Raw genomic sequence first — 18,205 nt, forward strand, 5'->3', positions numbered from 1 at the left:
TCCATGTTGAGTCCTGGTGACTCTTTTGAGCACACCAACAGTATCGTAGGATTTGCATTACAAATTGCTCACCAGGGCCGCGGAGTTCTACGTATTTATGTATTTGATTGTCATCGCCTGGATTTACGTTGTGCTCATGATGAGTGTTGCCGAAGCCACCAACAGCACCGGCACACTTCTGGGGGCACTGGTCACCTTTGTACTCTATGGACTGGGTCCTGTGGCATTGGTGGTTTACCTGATGGGTGCACCTGCCCGCAGCAAGGCGATCAAGAAACGCGCTGCAGCAGAGCGCCTGCAGCAAACTGCAGGCGTGGACGCAGCCCCAGACAAACCCTCACCGTCGCACGCGCCAGATGCAGGCGGCCATGCGACCCGTGGTGCCGAACCCATTACCGGCGACACCGGCATCCCGCCGGTGGGAAAAGAATCTTGACGGATTGCCCACGGTGCACCATGCATCGCTGCCGTCATTGCCGTACACCTGTGTAATCCCTATCGCCTTGAGGCGCAAACGCGCCAACGCCGGCAAGTCGGCCAGGTATTTACCGCTGCCGCACGGCGTAAAACACCGGCCGGCGTCAGGCTGCACGGTTTCGAACGCGGCCTTGACTTCAGCGCCGACTTCGAACGCTGAAGGCCCAATGCACGGACCGAGCCATGCTATTGTTTTGGTAGCAGCTTGCGCCCGTTCTTGTTGGGCCAGAGCCCGAAATGACTCATAAACCGCCTCCAGTACACCGCCCGGTCCTGCTTGGCTTCCTGCCAGTCCGCGCCAGCCCGCATGCGCTGCGGCCACCACAGCGCCATCTTCGCTCGCGAACAGCACCGGCAAGCAATCGGCCACCATGATGGTGCAGGCAAGTCCCGCCTGATCCGTCACGCAGGCATCGGCTGACTGGCCGTCAGCGGCATCGGCGCTCAATACCAGCACCTCGCTGCCATGCACCTGCTGAAGGAACACCGGGTGGCTGTCCGTTGCCCGCCGCAGCACGTCACGGTTCGCCGCAACATTGGCCGGCTGGTCGCCGACGTGGTCACCCAGGTTCAGGCTGTCATAGGGAACGGGCGACACGCCACCGGCGCGTGTGGTGAACACTGCACGCACGCAGGCAGGCGCCGGCCAGTCGGGAATCAGCCAATCAGTATGCAAAACAGGCACCGGTAATTTTCCGACGGGCCGCCCCTGGGAAAATTCGCCCCTGAGGGGCTGGAGCCTGCGGCTCCGAACCTGCTTGAGCAGGTTTGGACAGGCGACAGAGGCGTAGCGTCTCGCAAGCCGCGGCCTGCAAGGCCTCGTGAACCACACGAAGTGGGGAACGTGGGGGCCACATATTTAGGCTTCGTTGTCGGGGCAGGCCGAAGGCTGGGCCTTCTGAAAGGCCGGCAGCGCCATGCAGGCGTCAAACGCGGCCATGGTGCGCGGAAGTCCGTCAAAGCTCACGTTAAAACGTTTGGCATTGAAGATTTGTGGGACCAGACAGCAGTCGGCCAGCGTGGGCGTGTTGCCATAGCAATAGGTCGACGCGGGCAACTGGGCCAGCTGGCGTTCAAAGGCCTCCAGGCCTTCACGGCACCAGTGCACATACCAGGCGTTCTTTGCAGCTTCGTCGAGCTTGAGTTCCTTGACCAGGTATTTCAGGACGCGCAGGTTGTTGACGGGGTGGATTTCGCAGGCGATGGACTGGGCCAGCGCGCGCACTTTGGCACGGTCCATCGCATCGGCCGGTAGCAGGGCCGGCTCGGGATGCTTTTCATCGAGGTATTCGATGATGGCCATCGACTGCGACAGCTTTTCCCCATCGACTTCCAGCAGGGGCACCAGGGTGTCGGCGGCCAGGGCGGCGTAAGGCGGCTGCTTGTGCTCGCCTTTGGCGATGTGCACGGGAATGTAGTCGTAGTCCAGGCCCTTGAGCTCCATCGCAATGCGTACACGAAACGACGAAGAAGAGCGGAAATAGTTGTGGAGTTTCATCTCTAAAGCATAAACCCAAACCTTGCCAGCCCGCCGCGCGAATCGCCTGCGCGACTGGTGCAAAGCCCGGTCGCCGCTACCATTCCGGCGACAACCTTTACCCCCATTCAGCGGAGACCACCATGAGCGCCATCGCCACCTTAGCCAACCACCAGATTCGCCTGGCAAGCCGCCCCGTCGGCCTGCCCACCCGCGACAACTGGAGCTTCACCACCGAGCCCGTGGCCGAACCCGGCCCGGGCGGCGTGCTCGTCAAAACCCTGTACCTGTCGCTGGACCCCGCCATGCGCGGCTGGATGAATGACGCCAAGAGCTACATCCCGCCGGTCGAGATCGGGGCCGTGATGCGCGCGGGCGGCGTGGGCAAGGTGATCGCCTCCCAGAACCCGGCCTTTTCCGTAGGCGACTACGTCAACGCCGCCCTCGACGTGCAGGAGTATTGCCTGATCCCGGCCGACCAGATCAAGCGCAGCGGCATGTTCAAGATCGACCCGCGCCTGGGCCTCACATCTTGGCTCAACGTGCTGGGCCTGCCGGGCATGACAGGCTACTTCGGCCTGCTGGAAGTCGGCCTGCCCAAGGCCGGCGAAACCGTCGTGGTTTCCGGCGCGGCCGGCGCCGTGGGCCAGACAGTGGGCCAGATTGCCAAGCTCAAGGGTTGCCGCGTGATCGGCATCGCCGGCGGCAAGGCCAAGTGCGACTGGGTGGTCAATGAGTTGGGCTTCGACGCCTGCATCGACTACAAGAACGGCGACGTGCGCGCCGGATTGAAGGAACATTGCCCCAAGGGCATCGACATCTACTTCGACAACGTGGGCGGCGAGATCCTGGACATGGTGCTGGCGCGGCTGGCGCGCGGCGCCCGCATCATCATCTGCGGCGCCATCAGCCAGTACAACAACACCACGCCCGTGAAGGGCCCGGCCAATTACCTGTCGCTGCTGGTGAACCGCGCCCGTATGGAAGGCATCGTGGTGTTCGATTACGCCGACCGCTACCACGTCGGTGTGGCGGAGATGGCCGGCTATCTCAAGGCCGGTACCATGAAAAGCAAGGAAGACATCGTCGAGGGACTGGACACTTTCCCGGAAACACTGCTCAAGCTTTTCAACGGCGAGAACTTCGGCAAACTGGTGCTGCAGGTGGCCAAAGACTGAGGCCCGATGCGCCGGCTGCTGCCGGCGTTGGGTGCCGCTTACTTCGCATTGCGCACCAGGCGCACGACGGCCGCCGTGGCGCGCGGGGCTTCACCGGCGCTACCGTCGCTGAAACCCACAAAGGTGAAATAGCCCGGGCCGGTGCTGCTCGATGTCCAGAAGCGCGCCACGGGCGTGCCCGGAAAAGCATTGGGATCTATCGCCGCCTTGTCCACGTCAGCCTCCCGTGCAGAGACGATGCTGGAGAGTTCTTTGAGAATCGGCAGGCGCCATTCGGCCTCCGGCGCGGAAGCCGCCTTGGCACGCGCAGCCGCATCGGGATGATTCAGAAAAGCCGGTTGCCCGGTGCAGGTCTTGCCCTTCCAGACCATGCCTTCCGCGCAACGCCGCCAGACCAGGCCGGTGCGGCTATCGGTGACTTCCTGGTTGTCTGCGGATACGCTGAAGCGCTCCTGCGCAAAACTTGCGCTGGACAAAGCCAACAGCAAAAGGGAAAGACCCAAGGTGTGGACGGAATTGCGGTGCATAGAAATCTCCATGGCCGGAGCGGCCTTGCAACCTTACGACTTGTTACCAATACTAGGCAAGTTATCTCGCTGCAACCATAGGGAACCTATGTAGGGGGTAGTACTTAGCGCGCATGCACTGTTTGTGTGCGGCCGCATTCAGGCGTCAGGGCTGATGCAGCTGGTAGTCATGCCCGAGCCCGCCACCATCAAGAACCTCCTGCGTGACCTGCTCAACCAGAAAATCCAGCAGCACGCGCACGCGCGCCGGCAAGCGGCCGCCCCGGCCGACAAATACTGCATGGATGGGTTCGCGCTCGCCCGGGTTCAGGCTTTCAGCCACCGGCACCAGGCGGCCCGCGTCAATGTCGCGGCCGACGTGGAATATCGACATGCGGGCCAGCCCGGCGCCCGCCAGCACCAGATGGCGCAGCGCCTCGCCGTCGCTGGCGCGCGCATAGCCGGTGATCGGCAGCTGCTGAACCTGCCCGTCTACCCGCACCGGCCAGTAATGCATATTGCGTTTGAAGGTATGGGCCAGGCGCTGATGGATTTCGAGTTCTTCCATCGTCTGCGGCGTGCCGTGTCGCGCCAGGTAATCAGGGCTGCCGACAATCACCTGCGCGGTATCACCCAGGCGCCGCGCCACCAGTTGGGACGACGCGAGTGCACCCCAGCGGATTGCCACATCGGTGCGCTCGTCCAGCAGGTCGACTACGCGGTCAGTCAAGGTGATGTCCAGCGAGATGTCCGGGAAGCGCTCGTGGAAGGCCGGCACCAGCGGCAACAGCAGGCAGTGCGCGGTGGGCATGCTGGCGTTGATACTGACGCGCCCGCGCGGCATGGCGCCGGCGGCCGCGCCGCGCTCGGCCTCGTCCATGTCGGCCAGCACGCGCGTGCTCTGCTCGTAAAACGTCGTGCCTTCCGGTGTGAGCTGCAGCTTGCGCGTAGTGCGGTTGACAAGCCGCGTACCCAGCCGCGCCTCCAGCCGGGTCACCAGCTTGCTGACGGCCGAAGGGGTCATGCACAGCTGCCGGGCGGCGGCCGAAAAACCGCCTTTGTCCACGACCTGGACAAAGGCCTCCATTTCACCGGAGCGGTTGACGTCTATGCGGGGCATGGGCTGGTATTTTGCGCGAATTACTGTGAATTGAATTCACAAATGATTGTCTTCACGGCATTCTAGTCAAGATAGCACTTCATCTCCACACTAAGCGCATCCTCCTTCCAAGCGACTTTCATGGATGCACGCAAATCACTCCCTTCACTTCCTTTAGGCCTGCTGGCCCTCACCGCCGGCTCCTTCGGCATCGGCACGACCGAATTTGTCATCATGGGCCTGCTGTTGCAGGTTTCCGCCGACCTGGGCGTCACCATCGCCTCAGCCGGGCTGCTGATTTCCGGCTACGCCCTGGGCGTGGCGGTGGGTGCACCGGTGCTGACGCTGGCCACGCGCAAGCTGCCGCGCAAAACCGTGTTGCTGGCGCTGATGGCCATCTTCACGCTGGGCAACCTGGCTTGTGCGCTGGCACCGGACTACGGCAGCCTGATGGCGGCCCGCATCATTACCTCGATGGCGCACGGCACCTTCTTTGGCGTAGGTTCCATCGTGGCCACCGGGCTTGTCGCGCCCGAGCGAAAAGCCTCAGCCATTGCCATCATGTTCAGCGGGCTGTCGCTGGCCACACTGCTCGGCGTGCCCGCTGGCGCCTGGCTGGGGTTGCATTACGGCTGGCGCTCTACCTTCTGGGTGGTCACGCTGATCGGCTTGTTGGCTTTTGTGGTGCTGGCCATTTTTGTGCCGCGTAGCGCGGCTGAAAACGGTATCTCGACCATCCGGCAAGAACTGGCTGGCCTAGCCCGCCCGCAGGTTCTGCTGGGCTTGTTGATGACCGTGCTCGGCTTTGCCGGCCTGTTTGCGATCTTCACTTATATCCAGCCCATCCTCACGCAGATCACCGGCTTCAGCGAGGCGGCAGTGTCGCCCATCCTGCTGGTGTTTGGCGGCGGCTTCTTTGTGGGCAACCTGCTGGGCGGGCGCCTGGCCGACCGCGGGCTGCGGATGTCGCTGCTGCTCACGCTGGGCGCGCTGGCGCTGGTGCTGGGCGTGATGGGCTTTGTGCTGCATTCGCCGGTGGCCACGGTGGTGTTTGTCGGGCTGCTGGGCGCGGCCTCTTTTGCCACGGTGGCGCCGCTGCAGATGCGCGTGCTGCAGCAGGCGCACGGCGCAGGCCAGAACCTGGCGGCCAGCCTCAACATCGGCGCCTTCAATGTGGGCAATGCGCTGGGCGCCTGGCTGGGCGGTTTGGTCGTAAGCAGTTCCTTCGGCCTGGGTGGCCTGAGCTGGCTGGCCGCGCTGATCACCCTTGCCGGCATCGCGGTCACGTTGTACAGCCTGTCGCGCGACAAGGCCGAGCCGCGCGCCATCCCCGTCACTTGCTGAGAGAACCACACCATGAACACATTTTTCATTCCAAAGCGGCGCGCGCGTCAAGTCCTTCTTTCATTCACGTTGCTGGCCGCCAGCGTTTTGCCGCAGGCGCGGGCAGCCGATGTCAACGCATGGACGCCAAGCTGGACGGCCAGCCCCCAGCCCATCTGGAGCGGCGACTTTGTGCTGCCGCTGGGCCTTCCCGCCACGCTTCACGACCAGACCGTACGCCAGACCGTCCGGGCCAGCGTGGGCGGCTCACGCGTGCGCATTGTGCTGTCGAACGAATACGGCTCGCAGGCCTTGCAAATAGGCGCGGCCCAGATAGCGCCCACAGACGGAGCCGGCAAGGCATTGACCTTTGGCGGCCAGCAGACAGTCGCCGTACCGGCAAGCGCTGTCGTGATGAGTGACCCGGTCGAGATGCCGGTCGCGCCGCTGAGCCGCCTGTCGGTCAGCCTCTACCTTCCACAAACGACACCACTCACCACCATTCACTGGGACGGCCTTCAGCCCGCGCAGATTGCGGCAGGCAATGCCGTGAACGCGAGCGTCCTCAAGGCAGATGCCACGGTGAACAGCCGCCTCTTTCTCAGCGCCGTGCTCGTGGAGGCCGCACCGGGCACACGCAGCGTGGTGGCATTTGGCGATTCCATCACCGACGGCGCGGCATCAACTCCGGGCACCGATCAGCGGTGGCCGGACTTCCTGGCGCGCCGCCTGGCCGGCGACAACGTGGCTGTCCTCAATGCCGGCATCTCGGGCGGGCGGGTTCTCAAAAATCACATGGGAATGAATGCACTGGCGCGCTTTGACCGCGACGTACTGAACCAGCCCGGTGTCACCAGCGTGGTTCTGCTCATGGGCATCAACGACATCAGCTGGCCCGGCAGCACCCTTGAACCCAGGGAGCCCGCCACACAGACCGACGCGCTGATCGCCGGCTACCGCCAGCTGATTGCGCGCGCCAGAAGCCGCGGCGTGCGCATCGTCGGCGCCACGCTGACACCCTTTGAGGGCGCGCTGACCATGCCGGGCTCGCCGATTGCCAATTACTACAGCCCCGCAAAAGACGCCGTGCGACAGCGCATCAACGCGTGGATGCGCAGTGGCGGCGAGTTTGATGCAGTGCTGGATTTCGATGCGGTGGTGCGCGATCCGCAGAACCCGCTGCGCATCCTGCCCGCCTATGACTCGGGCGACCACCTGCATCTGGGTGATGCCGGCAACAAGGCGGTTGCCGAATCCATTGACCTGAAGCTGCTGCTGGGCGAACGCTAATAAAGCGCCTGCGGCTAACCACCAACGACCAGGCGCAAGCCCGGCATGAGGCTTTCGGTTTCGGCGCGCCGCTGCAGCGCCATGCGCATATTCATTTGCGCGACCTCGGTGTGCTCCACCGCCAGCGCCTGCGCACGCGCGCCCTCCCCAGCCTTGAGCGCGGCAAACAACATGTGGTGCTGGCGGTGCGCGTAGTGCATCCAGTCGCGGTCCTGCTCCAGCGTGGACTGCATGGGCAACATGGCCGAGGCGGACGCGAAGGGGAGCTTGTCGTTCAGTTCAATCGCGCGCTGCAGTGCGCGGTTACCGCTGGCCTCCAGGATCAGCGCGTGGAAGCGGTCGTTCATGGCCGCATAGGCCGCGTAGTTGTCATAGCCCAGCGGGTTGGCGGCAAGTGCGCGGTCACCCTCGTCCAGGCAAGACTGTAAGTCGAGTTGCAACTGGCGTGACACACCGTGCTCAGCTACCAGGCGCGCTGCCATGCCTTCAAGGTGGCCGCGCACCGCAATCGCATCGGCCACCTCGCGCGGGGTGAACTGGCGCACCAGGTATTTGCCGGTGTCATTGGCCTCAACCAATCCCTCTTGCTCCAGCGTGACCAGCGCGGCCCGTACCGGCGTGCGCGACGCACCCAGGCGCTCGGCCAGTTGCTGCTCGGCCAGGCGCTGGCCGGGCTCGAACTCGCCGCGCAGAATCAGGTCGCGCAACTGCATCAAAACGGTTTCTTGCAAGTTCATGGCGGTGAATGTACACTGAATTTTAATTTCGGTATACCGTTTTGCGCTTACCTACCGATTTACCTGCCAAATCACCTGCAAAGCCCCCTCACAAGGCCGCCATGAACGCTGAACAAAATGAGTTGTTGACCCGCATTACGCCGGGCACGCCCTGCGGCAAGCTGCTGCGCCAGTACTGGCAGCCTGCGGCGCTGGTCGATGAGTTCAACCCGGCGCTGGACCCTCGCATGGCGATCCGCCCGGTCAAGGCGCTCAAGCTCTTCGGCCAGGATCTGGTGCTGTTCAAGGACGCCTCCGGCGCATGGGGCCTGCTGGACCGCGACTGCGCGCACCGCGGCGCCGACCTGTCGTTTGGCCGGCGCGAAAGCGCGGCGCAAGGCGGCGGCCTGCGCTGCCCTTTTCACGGCTGGAAGTTCGCCACCGACGGCCGCTGCCTGGAAACCCCGGCCGAGCCCACGGGTAGCAAGCTGTGCGAACGCATACGCCAGCGCAGCTACCCCGTGATTGAAAAAGCCGGCGTGCTGTTTGCATGGCTGGGTGACGAGGGCAGCACACCGCCGCCCTTCCCCGCTTTTGACTGCTTTACCGCGCCAGCCACGCACAGCTTTGCCTTCAAGGGTTTGTGGAACGCCAACTGGCTGCAGGCTTTTGAGGTGGGCATCGACCCGGCGCACCCGTCTTTCCTGCATCGCTTTTTGCAGGACGACCCGCTCGACGAAATCGGCCAGAACCCGGCCGGCAAGCAGTTTCGCAGCGCCAGCGCCGGCACCAAGGACGGCGAGCAGTGGCCAATGACGCGCATCATGCGCGAGTTTGCCCAGCCCGACATCAGCTTTGAAAGCAAGCCCTGGGGCATGCAGCTGACCGCGCTGCGCGCCATGACCGACAAGCTCACCCATGTGCGTGTGACCAACGCGATCTTCCCGGCCACCTTTGTGATTCCGCTGTCGGAAACCATGACCATCACGCAGATGCATGTGCCGGTAGACGACACGAACACCTACTGGTACACCTTCTTCACCAGCTTTGCCGGCCCGCTGGACCGCGAGAGCATGCGCGCGCAGCGCCAGCAGTTCATCGCCCTGCCCGATTACATCCCCAAGGCCGGCCGCCACAACAACTGGGGCTTCAACGCCGAAGAGCAGATGAGCACCACCTACCTGGGCATGGGCGAAGAAGACATCAATGTGCACGACCAATGGGCCGTGGAAAGCATGGGCGCCATTCAGAACCGCACGCGCGAACACCTGGGCACGTCCGACAAAGTCATCATGGCCAACCGGCGCGTGCTGCTCAAGGCGATTGAGACCGTGCAAAACGGCGGCGTGGCGCCCGGCATTGCCGACCCTGCGCTGGCCGCAGCGATCACCGGCCCGGACACGGTGGACGGCATTGCGCCGGCGGGCGAATGGTCTCAGTGGTGGCAGCAAACCGCGTGCGCCAAGCGTGAAGGCGCACCCTGGCTGGACGCCAAAGCCACCGCCGACACACCCAGCACCGTCACGCAATCATGAGCAGCTTTGCAGCGCAATGCGGCGTGAGCGACGCCGCAAGGCAGGCTGTGCTGGCTGATGCCACGCGGCGCATCGAGGCGGACGGCCTGGAACTGGTGCGCTTTGCCTGGTGCGACCTGCATGGCATGTTGCGCGGCAAGACACTGGTGGCCTCTGCAGCCGGACGAGCCATGACGGACGGCGTCGGCATGGTGAGCACATTGCTGCTCAAGGACACCGCCGACCGCACTGCCTACAAAGTATTCGAAGCCGGCGGCGCCGACGAACTGCCGGGTTTTGAATTTGGCGGCAATGTGATGCTGCTGGCCGACCCGGCAAGCTTGAAAGAATTGCCCTGGGCCGACAAAACCGGCTGGGTGCAATGCCAGCCATGGTTTCCCGACGGCCGCCCGGTAGAACTCGACACGCGCCGGGTACTGCAAGATGCCCTCGCCAAACTGGCTGAAGCCGGCTACAGCATGAAGTGCGGGCTGGAGATCGAGTTTCACATTTACCGGCTTTCCGAGGGGGGCAGCGCCCCGCAGCTTGACCCAGCGCTGGCCGACTGGCCGGGCTTGCCGCCAGAGGTGAGCATGATCCATCCCGGTTACCACCTGCTGTCAGAGCAATGGGTGGACATGGCCGAGGAGCCACTTCGCATCGTGCAGCGCACGGCACAGGCGCTGGGGCTGCCGCTGCTGTCGCTGGAAATCGAACTGGGGCCCAGCCAGGTCGAGGCGGTGTTCGAAGCCACCGATGCACTGACAGCCGCCGACAACATGGTGCTGTTTCGCAGTGCGGTAAAGCAGGCCTTGCGGCGTGCCGGCTACCACGCCACCTTCATGTGCCGCCCGCCCTTTCCCAACATCATGTCCAGCGGCTGGCATCTACACCAGTCACTGGTGGACCTGAAAACCGGTGCCAACTCCTTCAAACGCCAGAGCCCCGCAGAGGGAAGTACGCCCGCGCACGCACAGTACACGCTGACCGAAACCGGCGAACACTACCTCGCCGGGTTGCTCGCGCATGCGCGCGGCATGACGGCCTTCTGCACGCCCACCATCAATGGTTTCGGCCGCTTTCGGCCGAATGCGCTGGCACCTCAATCGATTTTGTGGGGCCGTGACAACCGCGGTGCCATGCTGCGCGTGGTCGGCCAGTGCAACGACAACGGCACACGCATCGAGAACCGCATCGGTGAACCCGCCGCGAACCCTTACCTCTATCTGGCCTCGCAAATCCATGCCGGGCTGGACGGCATCGCGCGCCGCCTGAAAGCCCCGCCGGCCACCGACGCGCCTTATGGTGACACCGCCGAAAAATTGCCCACCAGTCTCGAAGAGGCGCTGCAAGCCTTGCAAGGCGACAGGGCGCTGGTGGAGGCATTCGGCAGCGCGTTCGTCGCTTATCTCACGCGAGTCAAACAGGCCGAAATCACCCGCCATGCCGAGGCCCAGGACCAGGACGACTGGCAAAGGCGTGAATACTTCAGCCGGATCTAGCCGCCGCAGCTCGCATAAAAAATACCCATGATCACCATCCATTTCATCGAATCGGGCGGCCGCTCCACACCGGTAAAGGGCAAGGTCGGCAAAAGCCTGATGGAAGCCGCAGTGGCCGCAGGCATTGACGGCATTGCCGCCGACTGCGGCGGCCTGCTGACTTGCGCCACCTGCCATGTACACGTGAAGGAACCTTTTTCCTCGGACACGCAAACCCTGCCGCCACCTGATGGCGAAGAGCTCGGCATGCTCGCATTTACCGCCGCGCCGCGCCTTCCGAACAGCCGGCTCAGCTGCCAGATCAAGCTCACGCCCGCGCTCGACGGATTGACGGTAGAGTTGCCGGCTACCCAGTATTAATTACTTTAGAAAGTTGTCCATGATTCTCGAACTCGCCGACATCCGTATTCACCCGGGCCAGCAAGCCGCCTTTGACGAAGCCATCCAGCGCGGCATCCGCGAAGTCATTTCCAAAGCCAAGGGCTTTCAGGGCTTCAAGGTCAACAAGGGCATTGAAAGCCCCGAACGCTACATCCTGCAGATCTTCTGGGACACACTGGAAAACCACACCGTCGACTTTCGTCAGTCGCCCGCCTTTGCCGACTGGCGAGCCATTGTCGGGCCCTTCTTTGCCGGCCCACCCACGGTGGAGCATTTCGCCCTGGTAGCCAAGTCAGCCTGAGCCTTGGGCCAGCGCCTGGCAAACGGGCAGACAATAAAAAACGGGGCTGACGGCCCCGTTTTTTATTGTCTGCGCGCAGTTCTGATGCCCGCTACCTGGCCGCGTTTTCGTGGCCGCTGATCAGCTTGCCAAGCAACAAGCCGAGCTGCACCCGCTCGTCATCATCCAGCGGGCTCACGATGCGCTGCTGTGCCTTGCTGACCGCACGTTTCATCTGCAGTGCAACTTTTTCCCCTTCTGGCGTCGTCCACAGCAGTTTGCGGCGCTTGTCGGATGGGTCAGCCTCCCGCTTGACCCAGCCTTTGCCCTCCAGCCGCCCGATCACCGACCCGAAAGTGGCCGGGTCAAAGGCAACGCGGCCCGACAGAGTGATCTGATCTTCGCCCGGGTCGTCCATCAAGGCGTTCAGGATGGCGAACTGCACAGGCGTCGCATCAAACCCAGCCGTCTCCTCCATGAAGATCGCGACCGCGAGTTGTTGTGCCCGGCGGATCAAGTGCCCGGGGGCCTCGCTGAAGTTAAAGCTTTTTGCCATTTGCCGAGTTTACCGTTCAGCTTTGCGCTCAGGGTATGTACTAGGGACATACATGATAAGCATACTTATCATTGTCAAAGCCCCCTGATACCCTCTCATACATGTCACACACATCCCCCATCCTCATCTCGGGCGGCGGCATTGGCGGGCTGGCCGCGGCCCTGGTGCTCGCGCAGGACGGGCGCGCCGTGACGCTCATGGAGCAGGCGGCTAGTTTTGGCGAGATCGGCGCCGGCATCCAGCTCGGCCCCAATATTTTCCGCATGTTTGACTACCTGGGCCTCACTGAAGCCGTCAACCGTGTGGCGTTCTTTCCCACCGGCCTTGGCATGAACGACGTGCGCACAGGCGAGAAGGTTGTCCGTGTCCCGCTTGGTGACCTGGCCCGCGCCACCTATGGGTTTCCTTATGGCGTGATTTACCGCGCCGACCTGCACCAGGTGTTCCTCAATGCCTGCCGGGCCCAGCCCAACGTCACCTTGCGCACCAGCGCCAGGGTGGAGTCGTTTGACCAGTCGGAAAGCGGCGTGACCGTGCACCTTGCAGGCGGAGAAACCGTCGAAGGCAGCGCGCTGATAGGCGCAGACGGCATCTGGAGCCGCATCCGTGAAGCCGTGGTGGGCGACGGCAAACCTCGCGTGTCGGGCCATGTCGCCTACCGCGCTGTGCTCAAGCGCGAGGATGTACCGGCTCATCTGTGGAGCGACGATGTGCTGCTTTGGGGTGGCGAAAAAACCCATCTGGTTCACTACCCACTGCGCCGCGGCGAACTCTTCAACCTGGTGGCGGTTTTTCACAGCAACAAATACGACGAGGGCTGGAACACCTTTGGCGATACGGCCGAACTGAACGAACGTTTTGCCGATGCCTGTCCGCAAGTCAAAGAGCTCCTGGGAAAAATCGAGACCTGGAAGATGTGGGTGCTGTGCGACCGCGAACCCGTGAAAAACTGGACCGACCGGCGCGTGACGCTGCTGGGTGATGCCGCCCACCCGATGTTGCAATACCTGGCCCAGGGCGCTGGCCAGGCCATTGAAGACGCCGTCGTACTGCGTGAAGCGCTGCGCTTTACCCGCGGCGATGTGCCAAAAGCCTTCCAGAAATACCAGCAAAAGCGCTACCTGCGTACTGGCCGCGTGCAATTGACTGCCCGTTTTTACGGTGATATTTACCATGCGGCCGGTGTTCAACGCGAATTGCGCAACCAGATGTTCCAGAGCGGCACCGAGAGCGCGGGTTTCGCGGGCCTGAAGTGGATGTACGACGGAATCGAGCCGTCAAAACTGTTCCAATGACGGTTTCAAAAGTCCCAGGATTGTCATGACTCTTCCTCCCAGCACCGCTGCTCTCCGGATAATTGCTACGTTTTTGATAGCTGCTTGCGCTCACCTCTCCTGGGCTGCGGCTCCAAAAGACTTAAAAGATACGGCTTGGCCGACCAGGCCGGTGCGCATCCTGGTGGGGTTTCCGGGCGGATCCACACCCGATATGGCCGCACGCACGCTGGCCGAGCCCTTGAGTCGCGCCCTGGGCCAGCCGGTGGTCATTGAGAACAAACCCGGCGCGTCCGGCAACATCGCGGCCGACCAGGTCGCCAAGGCCACCGACGACCACACGCTGGGCGTCGTCATCAATGGCAACCTGACCTCGGCCAAGCTGCTGTACCCCAAGCTGCCCTACGACCCGGCCAAAGACTTCGCGCTGATTTCGCTATTGACCACCGCACCACTGGTGTTGGTTGCGCCCGCCAATGAGCCGGGCGGCACTGAATTTTTCGCCGCCGCGCGCCAGGGCGCCAGCCAGTGGAACTACGGCTCGGTCGGCAACGGCTCGGTCGCCCACCTGGGCATGGAGCTGCTCAAAAGCCGCGTGCCCGGCCTCACGCCTGTGCACGTGCCCTTTGCCGGCAACCCGCAGGTGGTAACCGCCATGCTGGGCGGCCAGATCCAGATGGCGCTGATCCCGCCCGGCGTAGCCATGCCGCATGTGCGTTCGGGCAAGCTCCGGGCGATTGGCCTGGCCGGCGGGCGCTCTTCTCTTGTGCCCGAGGTGCCGCCGCTGGCCGATGCCGGCGTGACCAACGTCAATCTCGAAGTCTGGACGGCGCTGATAGGCCCGGTGGGCCTCTCCAAAGCCGCCCAGGCGCGGCTGGCGCAAGAAGTACCGCGCATCATTCGCGACGCCGACACGCGGCAAAAGTTGTTTAACCAGGGGTGGCAGGCTGTGGGCACTTCGCCCGACGGCCTGAGGAGCCGCGTCAAAGACGAAGCCGCCATTTTGGGCGGCATCATCCAGTCGCGCGGCATCAAGCTTGAATAAATGATGCCCCCACAGTCGTTCACTGCGTGTAACTCCTTGCCCCCCGAGGGGGCCGCCCGCCTGTGGCCCGGCGAAGCCGGTTCCACGGCTCATGCTGGGTTGAAGAATTCTTTGGACACTACCAGTGGGGGCCGCGGGACTGGCTTTGCCAGACCGCAGGCGCCGCCCCCTCGAGGGGGGAACAGGCTACACGCAGTGAGCCTGGACGGGGGTGCAACTTGATCACCGAACCCGCACGCACCTTGCCCGTCTACGGCGAGTTTGACGTCGTTGTCGTGGGCGGCGGACCAGCAGGGCTTGCTGCCAGCGTCAGCGCAGCTCGGCACGGTGCGCGCACCTTGCTGGTGGAGCGCTACGGTTTCCTCGGCGGCATGGGTACAGCCGGCGGCGTCACCAATTTCGCGGGCCTGTACGGCCGCAAAAACGGCCAGATGCAACAGGTAGTGCACGGCGTGGCTGACGACCTGCTGCAGCGCATTGACGCGCTGGGGGGCCTGAACGCGCCGCAAGACGGCATGCAGGGCCGCATCCGTGTGCGCTCCTACGACGTGTCGGCTTACAAGTGCGCAGCCGACCAATTGCTGGTGGCGGCCGGCGTGCAACTCCTTTTTCACGCCTGGGCTGCTGCGGTGGTGATGGAGGGCATCCGCATCAGCGCCCTGGTGGTCGAGACCAAATCCGGCCGCCAGGCAATCCGTGCCGCGCGTTTCATCGACTGCTCAGGCGACGCCGATGTGGCGAACTTCGCCGGCGTGCCGTCTGAACTGGGCGACGGGCATGGCAGCGCACTGTTTCCCTCCACCATGTTTCGCGTCGGCCACGTGGACGCATCCCGCGCGCTGGCGGCCGTGGGCGAATTCAAAGCCATCAACACCCTGATGGCCGAGAGCCAGGCGCGCGAGCCAGGCCGCTACAAGTTCCCCCGCGAAGGTGCCATCCTCCGCCCGCAGAAGAACCCCACCGAATGGCGCGCCAACGTCACGCAGATCCGCAACGCGCAAGGCACGGCCATGGACGCCACCGATGCGCGGCAGCTCAGCGAAGGCGAACTCGAAGGCCGGCGCCAGATCACCGAATACTTCCGCTTTCTGAAGCATGAAGTGCCGGGTTTTGCGGATTCGGCCATCGTCGACATCGCGCCGCAGGTCGGCATCCGCGAGACGCGCCGCATCCAAGGGCTCTATGCCTTGAGCGGCGAAGACATCCTCTCGTCGGCGCGCTTTGACGATGCCATCGGCATCAATGCCTGGCCGATGGAGCTGCATGCGGATGGCCGGATCGACTGGCAATTTCCGCACAACGTGGATGCGGCTGAAGGCCGCGCCTACAACGACCTGCCCTGGCGCATGCTGGTGCCGCAAGGTGTCGCCAACCTGCTAGTGGCCGGCCGCTGCGCCTCGATGACGCACGAAGGCCAGTCGGCCGCGCGAGCCAGCGGCGGCTGCTTTGTGATGGGCCAGGCAGCGGGTACGGCGGCGGCCATGCCGGGCGCCGGGCAGGCTTTTTCCGATACCGACGTGAAACAGCTGCAGCAGTTGCTCACGCGGGACGGCGTGTATTTCGATAACGACCTTTAAGCGGCGATCTTTAACCCCAGAGACTGGATATCCATCATGGACATGACGCCCCCACCCACCCCCGGTCAGCCCGCTGTACCCAACGGCGCTGCACGCAAGGCGTTTTACGACGCCATCTCCGCGCACAACATGACGCCGCTGTGGGAAGTGCTGCATGCGCTGGTGCCGCAGTCGCCCAGCACGCCTTGCCAGCCAGCGCTGTGGAAGTACGCCGACGTACGCCCTTTCCTGATGAAGTCGGGCGAACTGATCACCGCCGAAGAAGCGGTTCGCCGCGTACTGATCCTGGAGAACCCCGGCTTGCGCGGGCAGTCGTGCATCACGCAGTCGCTGTACGCAGGTCTGCAGGTCATCATGTCGGGTGAAGTAGCGCCGAGCCACCGCCACACGCAAAGCGCGCTGCGCTTCGTGGTGGAGGGCCATGGCGCCTTTACCGCTGTGGACGGCGAACGCACGCAGATGAAACCAGGCGACTTCATCATCACCCCAAGCTGGACCTGGCATGACCACGGCCACGAAGGCCGCGTGGAGTCCGATACACCGGTGGTCTGGCTGGACGGCCTGGATATCCCCATGCTGCGCTTTTTCGATGCCGGTTTCGCCGAAAACGGCACGGCCAAGCAGCAGGAAGTCACCAAGCCCCAAGGCATCAGCACCCACCGCTACGGCGCCAACATGCTGCCCATGCGCTATGACGCCCCGTTCGGCGAAACCTCACCGATCTTCAGCTATCCCTACGACCGCACGCGCGAGACCCTGCACCAGCTGGAAACCCATGGCGACACAGACGCCTGGGACGGCGTCAAGCTGCGCTATGTGAACCCGGCCACCGGCGGCTCGCCCATGCCCACCATGGCGACCTTCATGCAGCGCCTGCCGGCGGGCTTTGCAGGCAAGCCCTGGCGCCAGACTGACGGCGCCGTGTTCAGCGTGGTTGAGGGGTCGGGTTCCGTCATCATTGAGCGCGATGGGCACACCTCGACTTTTGAGTTTGGCCCGCGCGACCATTTTGTGATTCCGTCGTGGCACACTGCGCAATTGCGTTCCGCGCAAGGTTGTGTGCTGTTCAGTTTTTCAGACCGCCCGGTGCATCTGGCACTGGGCATACACAGAGAAGAAAGGTTGTCATGAGTTTTGTCATCACCCCACCGGCCGCGGTGTCCGTCCCTGTTGTCGGCACCAAAGACCGGTTTCCGGTCAACCGCATTTACTGCGTGGGCCGCAACTACGAAGAACACGCCAAGGAAATGGGCTTTACCGGCCGTGAGCCACCCTTCTTTTTCCTCAAGCCCGCGAATGCCGCTGTCGTGGTGGACGCCGGCGCCACAGGCACCATCCCCTACCCATCGCTCACCAAAAACCTGCACCATGAAATCGAGCTGGTAGTGGCCATTGGCACTGGCGGTAAAAACATCAAGGCGGCCGATGCGCAAAAGCACATCTACGGTTATGCCGTAGGCCTGGACATGACGCGCCGTGACCTGCAAGGCGAGATGAAAAAGCAGGGCCGCCCCTGGTGCATTGGCAAGGCCTATGACCACTCCGCGCCCATCGGCCCCATCACACCCGCCGCGCAGGCCGGCGACGTGACCAACGCCGAACTTTATATTCAGGTGAACGGCAAGGACCGCCAGCGCAGCAATGTCTCCAAGCTGATCTGGAACATTGCCGAAACCATTGAACACCTGTCGGCAGCATGGGAGCTGCAACCGGGCGACCTGATCTATACCGGCACGCCTGAAGGCGTCGCGGCCGTGGTCTCGGGCGACACCATGGTCGGCGGTGTGGCGGGGCTGGAAACACTCACCGTCAAAGTCATCTGAACACGGGGTTGGCAAGCGCATGTCACGGCGGGGCAGCTGCGCGATAACCGCGCAACTGCTTTAATCACCGCGCAAATCCCCCGTCTTACCCGGGGTAACCCGCCTGACTGCTTGCCTCCTCAATTCTGATAATCGGCTTACCCGGTTTTTGGGAGCTCCCAAATGCCAAGACCTGCTTTTTGGAGAG

Annotated in this window: 19 protein-coding genes; 13 read left to right on the forward strand and 6 right to left on the reverse strand. The window is 63.4% G+C overall.

Annotation, left to right across the window (positions count from 1 at the left end; genetic code table 11):
* Positions 1-97 precede the first annotated feature (97 nt).
* The gene (locus AC1D11_RS08205; RefSeq protein ID WP_477646606.1) at positions 98-436 is read left to right on the forward strand and encodes a hypothetical protein; all 339 of its coding nucleotides are present in this window, start codon (positions 98-100) and stop codon (positions 434-436) included.
* On the opposite strand, the gene pgeF is transcribed toward AC1D11_RS08205, so the two are convergent.
* Both pgeF and maiA read right to left on the reverse strand, forming a co-directional pair.
* A complete protein-coding gene (gene pgeF, locus AC1D11_RS08210) occupies positions 338-1,153 on the reverse strand; it encodes a peptidoglycan editing factor PgeF (RefSeq protein WP_477651072.1) in 816 nt (271 codons plus the stop codon). The two genes, AC1D11_RS08205 and pgeF, sit on opposite strands and share 99 nt — an antisense overlap.
* 183 nt (positions 1,154-1,336) lie before the next feature.
* Entirely contained in the window at positions 1,337-1,975 is a 639-nt protein-coding gene (gene maiA / locus AC1D11_RS08215) for a maleylacetoacetate isomerase (RefSeq protein ID WP_477646478.1), read from the reverse strand.
* Between the two features lie 122 nt (positions 1,976-2,097).
* Here maiA and AC1D11_RS08220 point away from each other — a divergent pair, with 122 nt between their 5' ends.
* Complete coding sequence (locus AC1D11_RS08220; RefSeq protein ID WP_477646477.1) at positions 2,098-3,132, forward strand: NADP-dependent oxidoreductase; 1,035 nt, start codon at positions 2,098-2,100, stop codon at positions 3,130-3,132.
* A gap of 38 nt (positions 3,133-3,170) precedes the next feature.
* On the opposite strand, the gene AC1D11_RS08225 is transcribed toward AC1D11_RS08220, so the two are convergent.
* The gene (locus AC1D11_RS08225; protein WP_477646476.1) at positions 3,171-3,659 is read right to left on the reverse strand and encodes an Lcl C-terminal domain-containing protein; all 489 of its coding nucleotides are present in this window, start codon (positions 3,657-3,659) and stop codon (positions 3,171-3,173) included.
* A 145-nt stretch (positions 3,660-3,804) separates the two neighbouring features.
* On the reverse strand, positions 3,805-4,758 hold the full coding sequence (locus AC1D11_RS08230; RefSeq protein ID WP_477646475.1) for a LysR family transcriptional regulator: 954 nt from the start codon (positions 4,756-4,758) through the stop codon (positions 3,805-3,807).
* Between the two features lie 120 nt (positions 4,759-4,878).
* Here AC1D11_RS08230 and AC1D11_RS08235 point away from each other — a divergent pair, with 120 nt between their 5' ends.
* Complete coding sequence (locus AC1D11_RS08235) at positions 4,879-6,081, forward strand: MFS transporter (protein ID WP_477651070.1); 1,203 nt, start codon at positions 4,879-4,881, stop codon at positions 6,079-6,081.
* Between the two features lie 12 nt (positions 6,082-6,093).
* Entirely contained in the window at positions 6,094-7,350 is a 1,257-nt protein-coding gene (locus AC1D11_RS08240) for an SGNH/GDSL hydrolase family protein (RefSeq protein WP_477646473.1), read from the forward strand.
* 14 nt (positions 7,351-7,364) lie between these two features.
* Here AC1D11_RS08240 and AC1D11_RS08245 read toward each other — a convergent pair whose 3' ends face one another.
* Positions 7,365-8,087 (reverse strand): GntR family transcriptional regulator, encoded by a 723-nt coding sequence (locus AC1D11_RS08245; protein WP_457280379.1) that lies wholly within the window; start codon positions 8,085-8,087, stop codon positions 7,365-7,367.
* A gap of 101 nt (positions 8,088-8,188) precedes the next feature.
* Here AC1D11_RS08245 and AC1D11_RS08250 point away from each other — a divergent pair, with 101 nt between their 5' ends.
* Genes AC1D11_RS08250 through AC1D11_RS08265 form a run of 4 tightly spaced genes read left to right on the forward strand, consistent with a single transcriptional unit; the run spans position 8,189 to position 11,764 of the window.
* Entirely contained in the window at positions 8,189-9,601 is a 1,413-nt protein-coding gene (locus tag AC1D11_RS08250) for a Rieske 2Fe-2S domain-containing protein (protein ID WP_477646472.1), read from the forward strand.
* A complete protein-coding gene (locus AC1D11_RS08255; protein ID WP_477646471.1) occupies positions 9,598-11,082 on the forward strand; it encodes a glutamine synthetase family protein in 1,485 nt (494 codons plus the stop codon). The genes AC1D11_RS08250 and AC1D11_RS08255 overlap by 4 nt, the downstream gene beginning before the upstream one ends.
* 27 nt (positions 11,083-11,109) lie before the next feature.
* Positions 11,110-11,442 carry a 2Fe-2S iron-sulfur cluster-binding protein gene (locus tag AC1D11_RS08260; RefSeq protein WP_477646470.1) on the forward strand — a complete coding sequence of 111 codons (333 nt, stop codon included), beginning with the start codon at positions 11,110-11,112 and terminating at the stop codon, positions 11,440-11,442.
* Positions 11,443-11,461: 19 nt separating this feature from the next.
* Positions 11,462-11,764 carry an antibiotic biosynthesis monooxygenase family protein gene (locus AC1D11_RS08265; protein WP_477646469.1) on the forward strand — a complete coding sequence of 101 codons (303 nt, stop codon included), beginning with the start codon at positions 11,462-11,464 and terminating at the stop codon, positions 11,762-11,764.
* A 91-nt stretch (positions 11,765-11,855) separates the two neighbouring features.
* Here the strand turns inward: AC1D11_RS08265 and AC1D11_RS08270 are convergent, their stop codons facing one another.
* Positions 11,856-12,299 carry a MarR family winged helix-turn-helix transcriptional regulator gene (locus AC1D11_RS08270; RefSeq protein WP_477646468.1) on the reverse strand — a complete coding sequence of 148 codons (444 nt, stop codon included), beginning with the start codon at positions 12,297-12,299 and terminating at the stop codon, positions 11,856-11,858.
* 101 nt (positions 12,300-12,400) lie between these two features.
* On the opposite strand from AC1D11_RS08270, the gene AC1D11_RS08275 reads away from it, so the two are divergent.
* From AC1D11_RS08275 to AC1D11_RS08295, 5 genes are all read left to right on the forward strand, one after another.
* Entirely contained in the window at positions 12,401-13,594 is a 1,194-nt protein-coding gene (locus tag AC1D11_RS08275; RefSeq protein ID WP_477651068.1) for a 3-hydroxybenzoate 6-monooxygenase, read from the forward strand.
* Between the two features lie 25 nt (positions 13,595-13,619).
* Entirely contained in the window at positions 13,620-14,618 is a 999-nt protein-coding gene (locus AC1D11_RS08280; protein WP_477646466.1) for a Bug family tripartite tricarboxylate transporter substrate binding protein, read from the forward strand.
* Positions 14,619-14,836: 218 nt separating this feature from the next.
* Positions 14,837-16,195, forward strand: a complete 1,359-nt coding sequence (locus AC1D11_RS08285; RefSeq protein WP_477646465.1) for an FAD-dependent oxidoreductase — start codon at positions 14,837-14,839, stop codon at positions 16,193-16,195.
* A gap of 36 nt (positions 16,196-16,231) precedes the next feature.
* Complete coding sequence (gene gtdA / locus AC1D11_RS08290) at positions 16,232-17,326, forward strand: gentisate 1,2-dioxygenase (RefSeq protein WP_477646464.1); 1,095 nt, start codon at positions 16,232-16,234, stop codon at positions 17,324-17,326.
* Entirely contained in the window at positions 17,323-18,018 is a 696-nt protein-coding gene (locus tag AC1D11_RS08295) for a fumarylacetoacetate hydrolase family protein (protein WP_477646463.1), read from the forward strand. Before gtdA ends, AC1D11_RS08295 begins: the two co-directional genes overlap by 4 nt.
* Positions 18,019-18,205 lie beyond the last annotated feature (187 nt).

The sequence above is a fragment of the Polaromonas sp. P1_E11 genome (assembly GCF_056405995.1).

What these genes read in the sequence shown, in the direction of transcription:
- AC1D11_RS08235 (WP_477651070.1), top strand. Translation starts at nt 4,879, where the DNA reads ATGGATGCACGCAAATCACTCCCTTCACTTCCTTTAGGCCTGCTGGCC.
- maiA (WP_477646478.1), bottom strand. Translation starts at nt 1,975, where the DNA reads ATGAAACTCCACAACTATTTCCGCTCTTCTTCGTCGTTTCGTGTACGC.
- AC1D11_RS08225 (WP_477646476.1), bottom strand. Translation starts at nt 3,659, where the DNA reads ATGCACCGCAATTCCGTCCACACCTTGGGTCTTTCCCTTTTGCTGTTG.
- AC1D11_RS08275 (WP_477651068.1), top strand. Translation starts at nt 12,401, where the DNA reads ATGTCACACACATCCCCCATCCTCATCTCGGGCGGCGGCATTGGCGGG.
- AC1D11_RS08220 (WP_477646477.1), top strand. Translation starts at nt 2,098, where the DNA reads ATGAGCGCCATCGCCACCTTAGCCAACCACCAGATTCGCCTGGCAAGC.
- AC1D11_RS08255 (WP_477646471.1), top strand. Translation starts at nt 9,598, where the DNA reads ATGAGCAGCTTTGCAGCGCAATGCGGCGTGAGCGACGCCGCAAGGCAG.
- AC1D11_RS08245 (WP_457280379.1), bottom strand. Translation starts at nt 8,087, where the DNA reads ATGAACTTGCAAGAAACCGTTTTGATGCAGTTGCGCGACCTGATTCTG.
- AC1D11_RS08265 (WP_477646469.1), top strand. Translation starts at nt 11,462, where the DNA reads ATGATTCTCGAACTCGCCGACATCCGTATTCACCCGGGCCAGCAAGCC.
- AC1D11_RS08280 (WP_477646466.1), top strand. Translation starts at nt 13,620, where the DNA reads ATGACTCTTCCTCCCAGCACCGCTGCTCTCCGGATAATTGCTACGTTT.
- AC1D11_RS08230 (WP_477646475.1), bottom strand. Translation starts at nt 4,758, where the DNA reads ATGCCCCGCATAGACGTCAACCGCTCCGGTGAAATGGAGGCCTTTGTC.
- AC1D11_RS08260 (WP_477646470.1), top strand. Translation starts at nt 11,110, where the DNA reads ATGATCACCATCCATTTCATCGAATCGGGCGGCCGCTCCACACCGGTA.
- AC1D11_RS08270 (WP_477646468.1), bottom strand. Translation starts at nt 12,299, where the DNA reads ATGGCAAAAAGCTTTAACTTCAGCGAGGCCCCCGGGCACTTGATCCGC.
- AC1D11_RS08295 (WP_477646463.1), top strand. Translation starts at nt 17,323, where the DNA reads ATGAGTTTTGTCATCACCCCACCGGCCGCGGTGTCCGTCCCTGTTGTC.
- gtdA (WP_477646464.1), top strand. Translation starts at nt 16,232, where the DNA reads ATGGACATGACGCCCCCACCCACCCCCGGTCAGCCCGCTGTACCCAAC.
- AC1D11_RS08240 (WP_477646473.1), top strand. Translation starts at nt 6,094, where the DNA reads ATGAACACATTTTTCATTCCAAAGCGGCGCGCGCGTCAAGTCCTTCTT.
- AC1D11_RS08250 (WP_477646472.1), top strand. Translation starts at nt 8,189, where the DNA reads ATGAACGCTGAACAAAATGAGTTGTTGACCCGCATTACGCCGGGCACG.
- AC1D11_RS08205 (WP_477646606.1), top strand. Translation starts at nt 98, where the DNA reads ATGTATTTGATTGTCATCGCCTGGATTTACGTTGTGCTCATGATGAGT.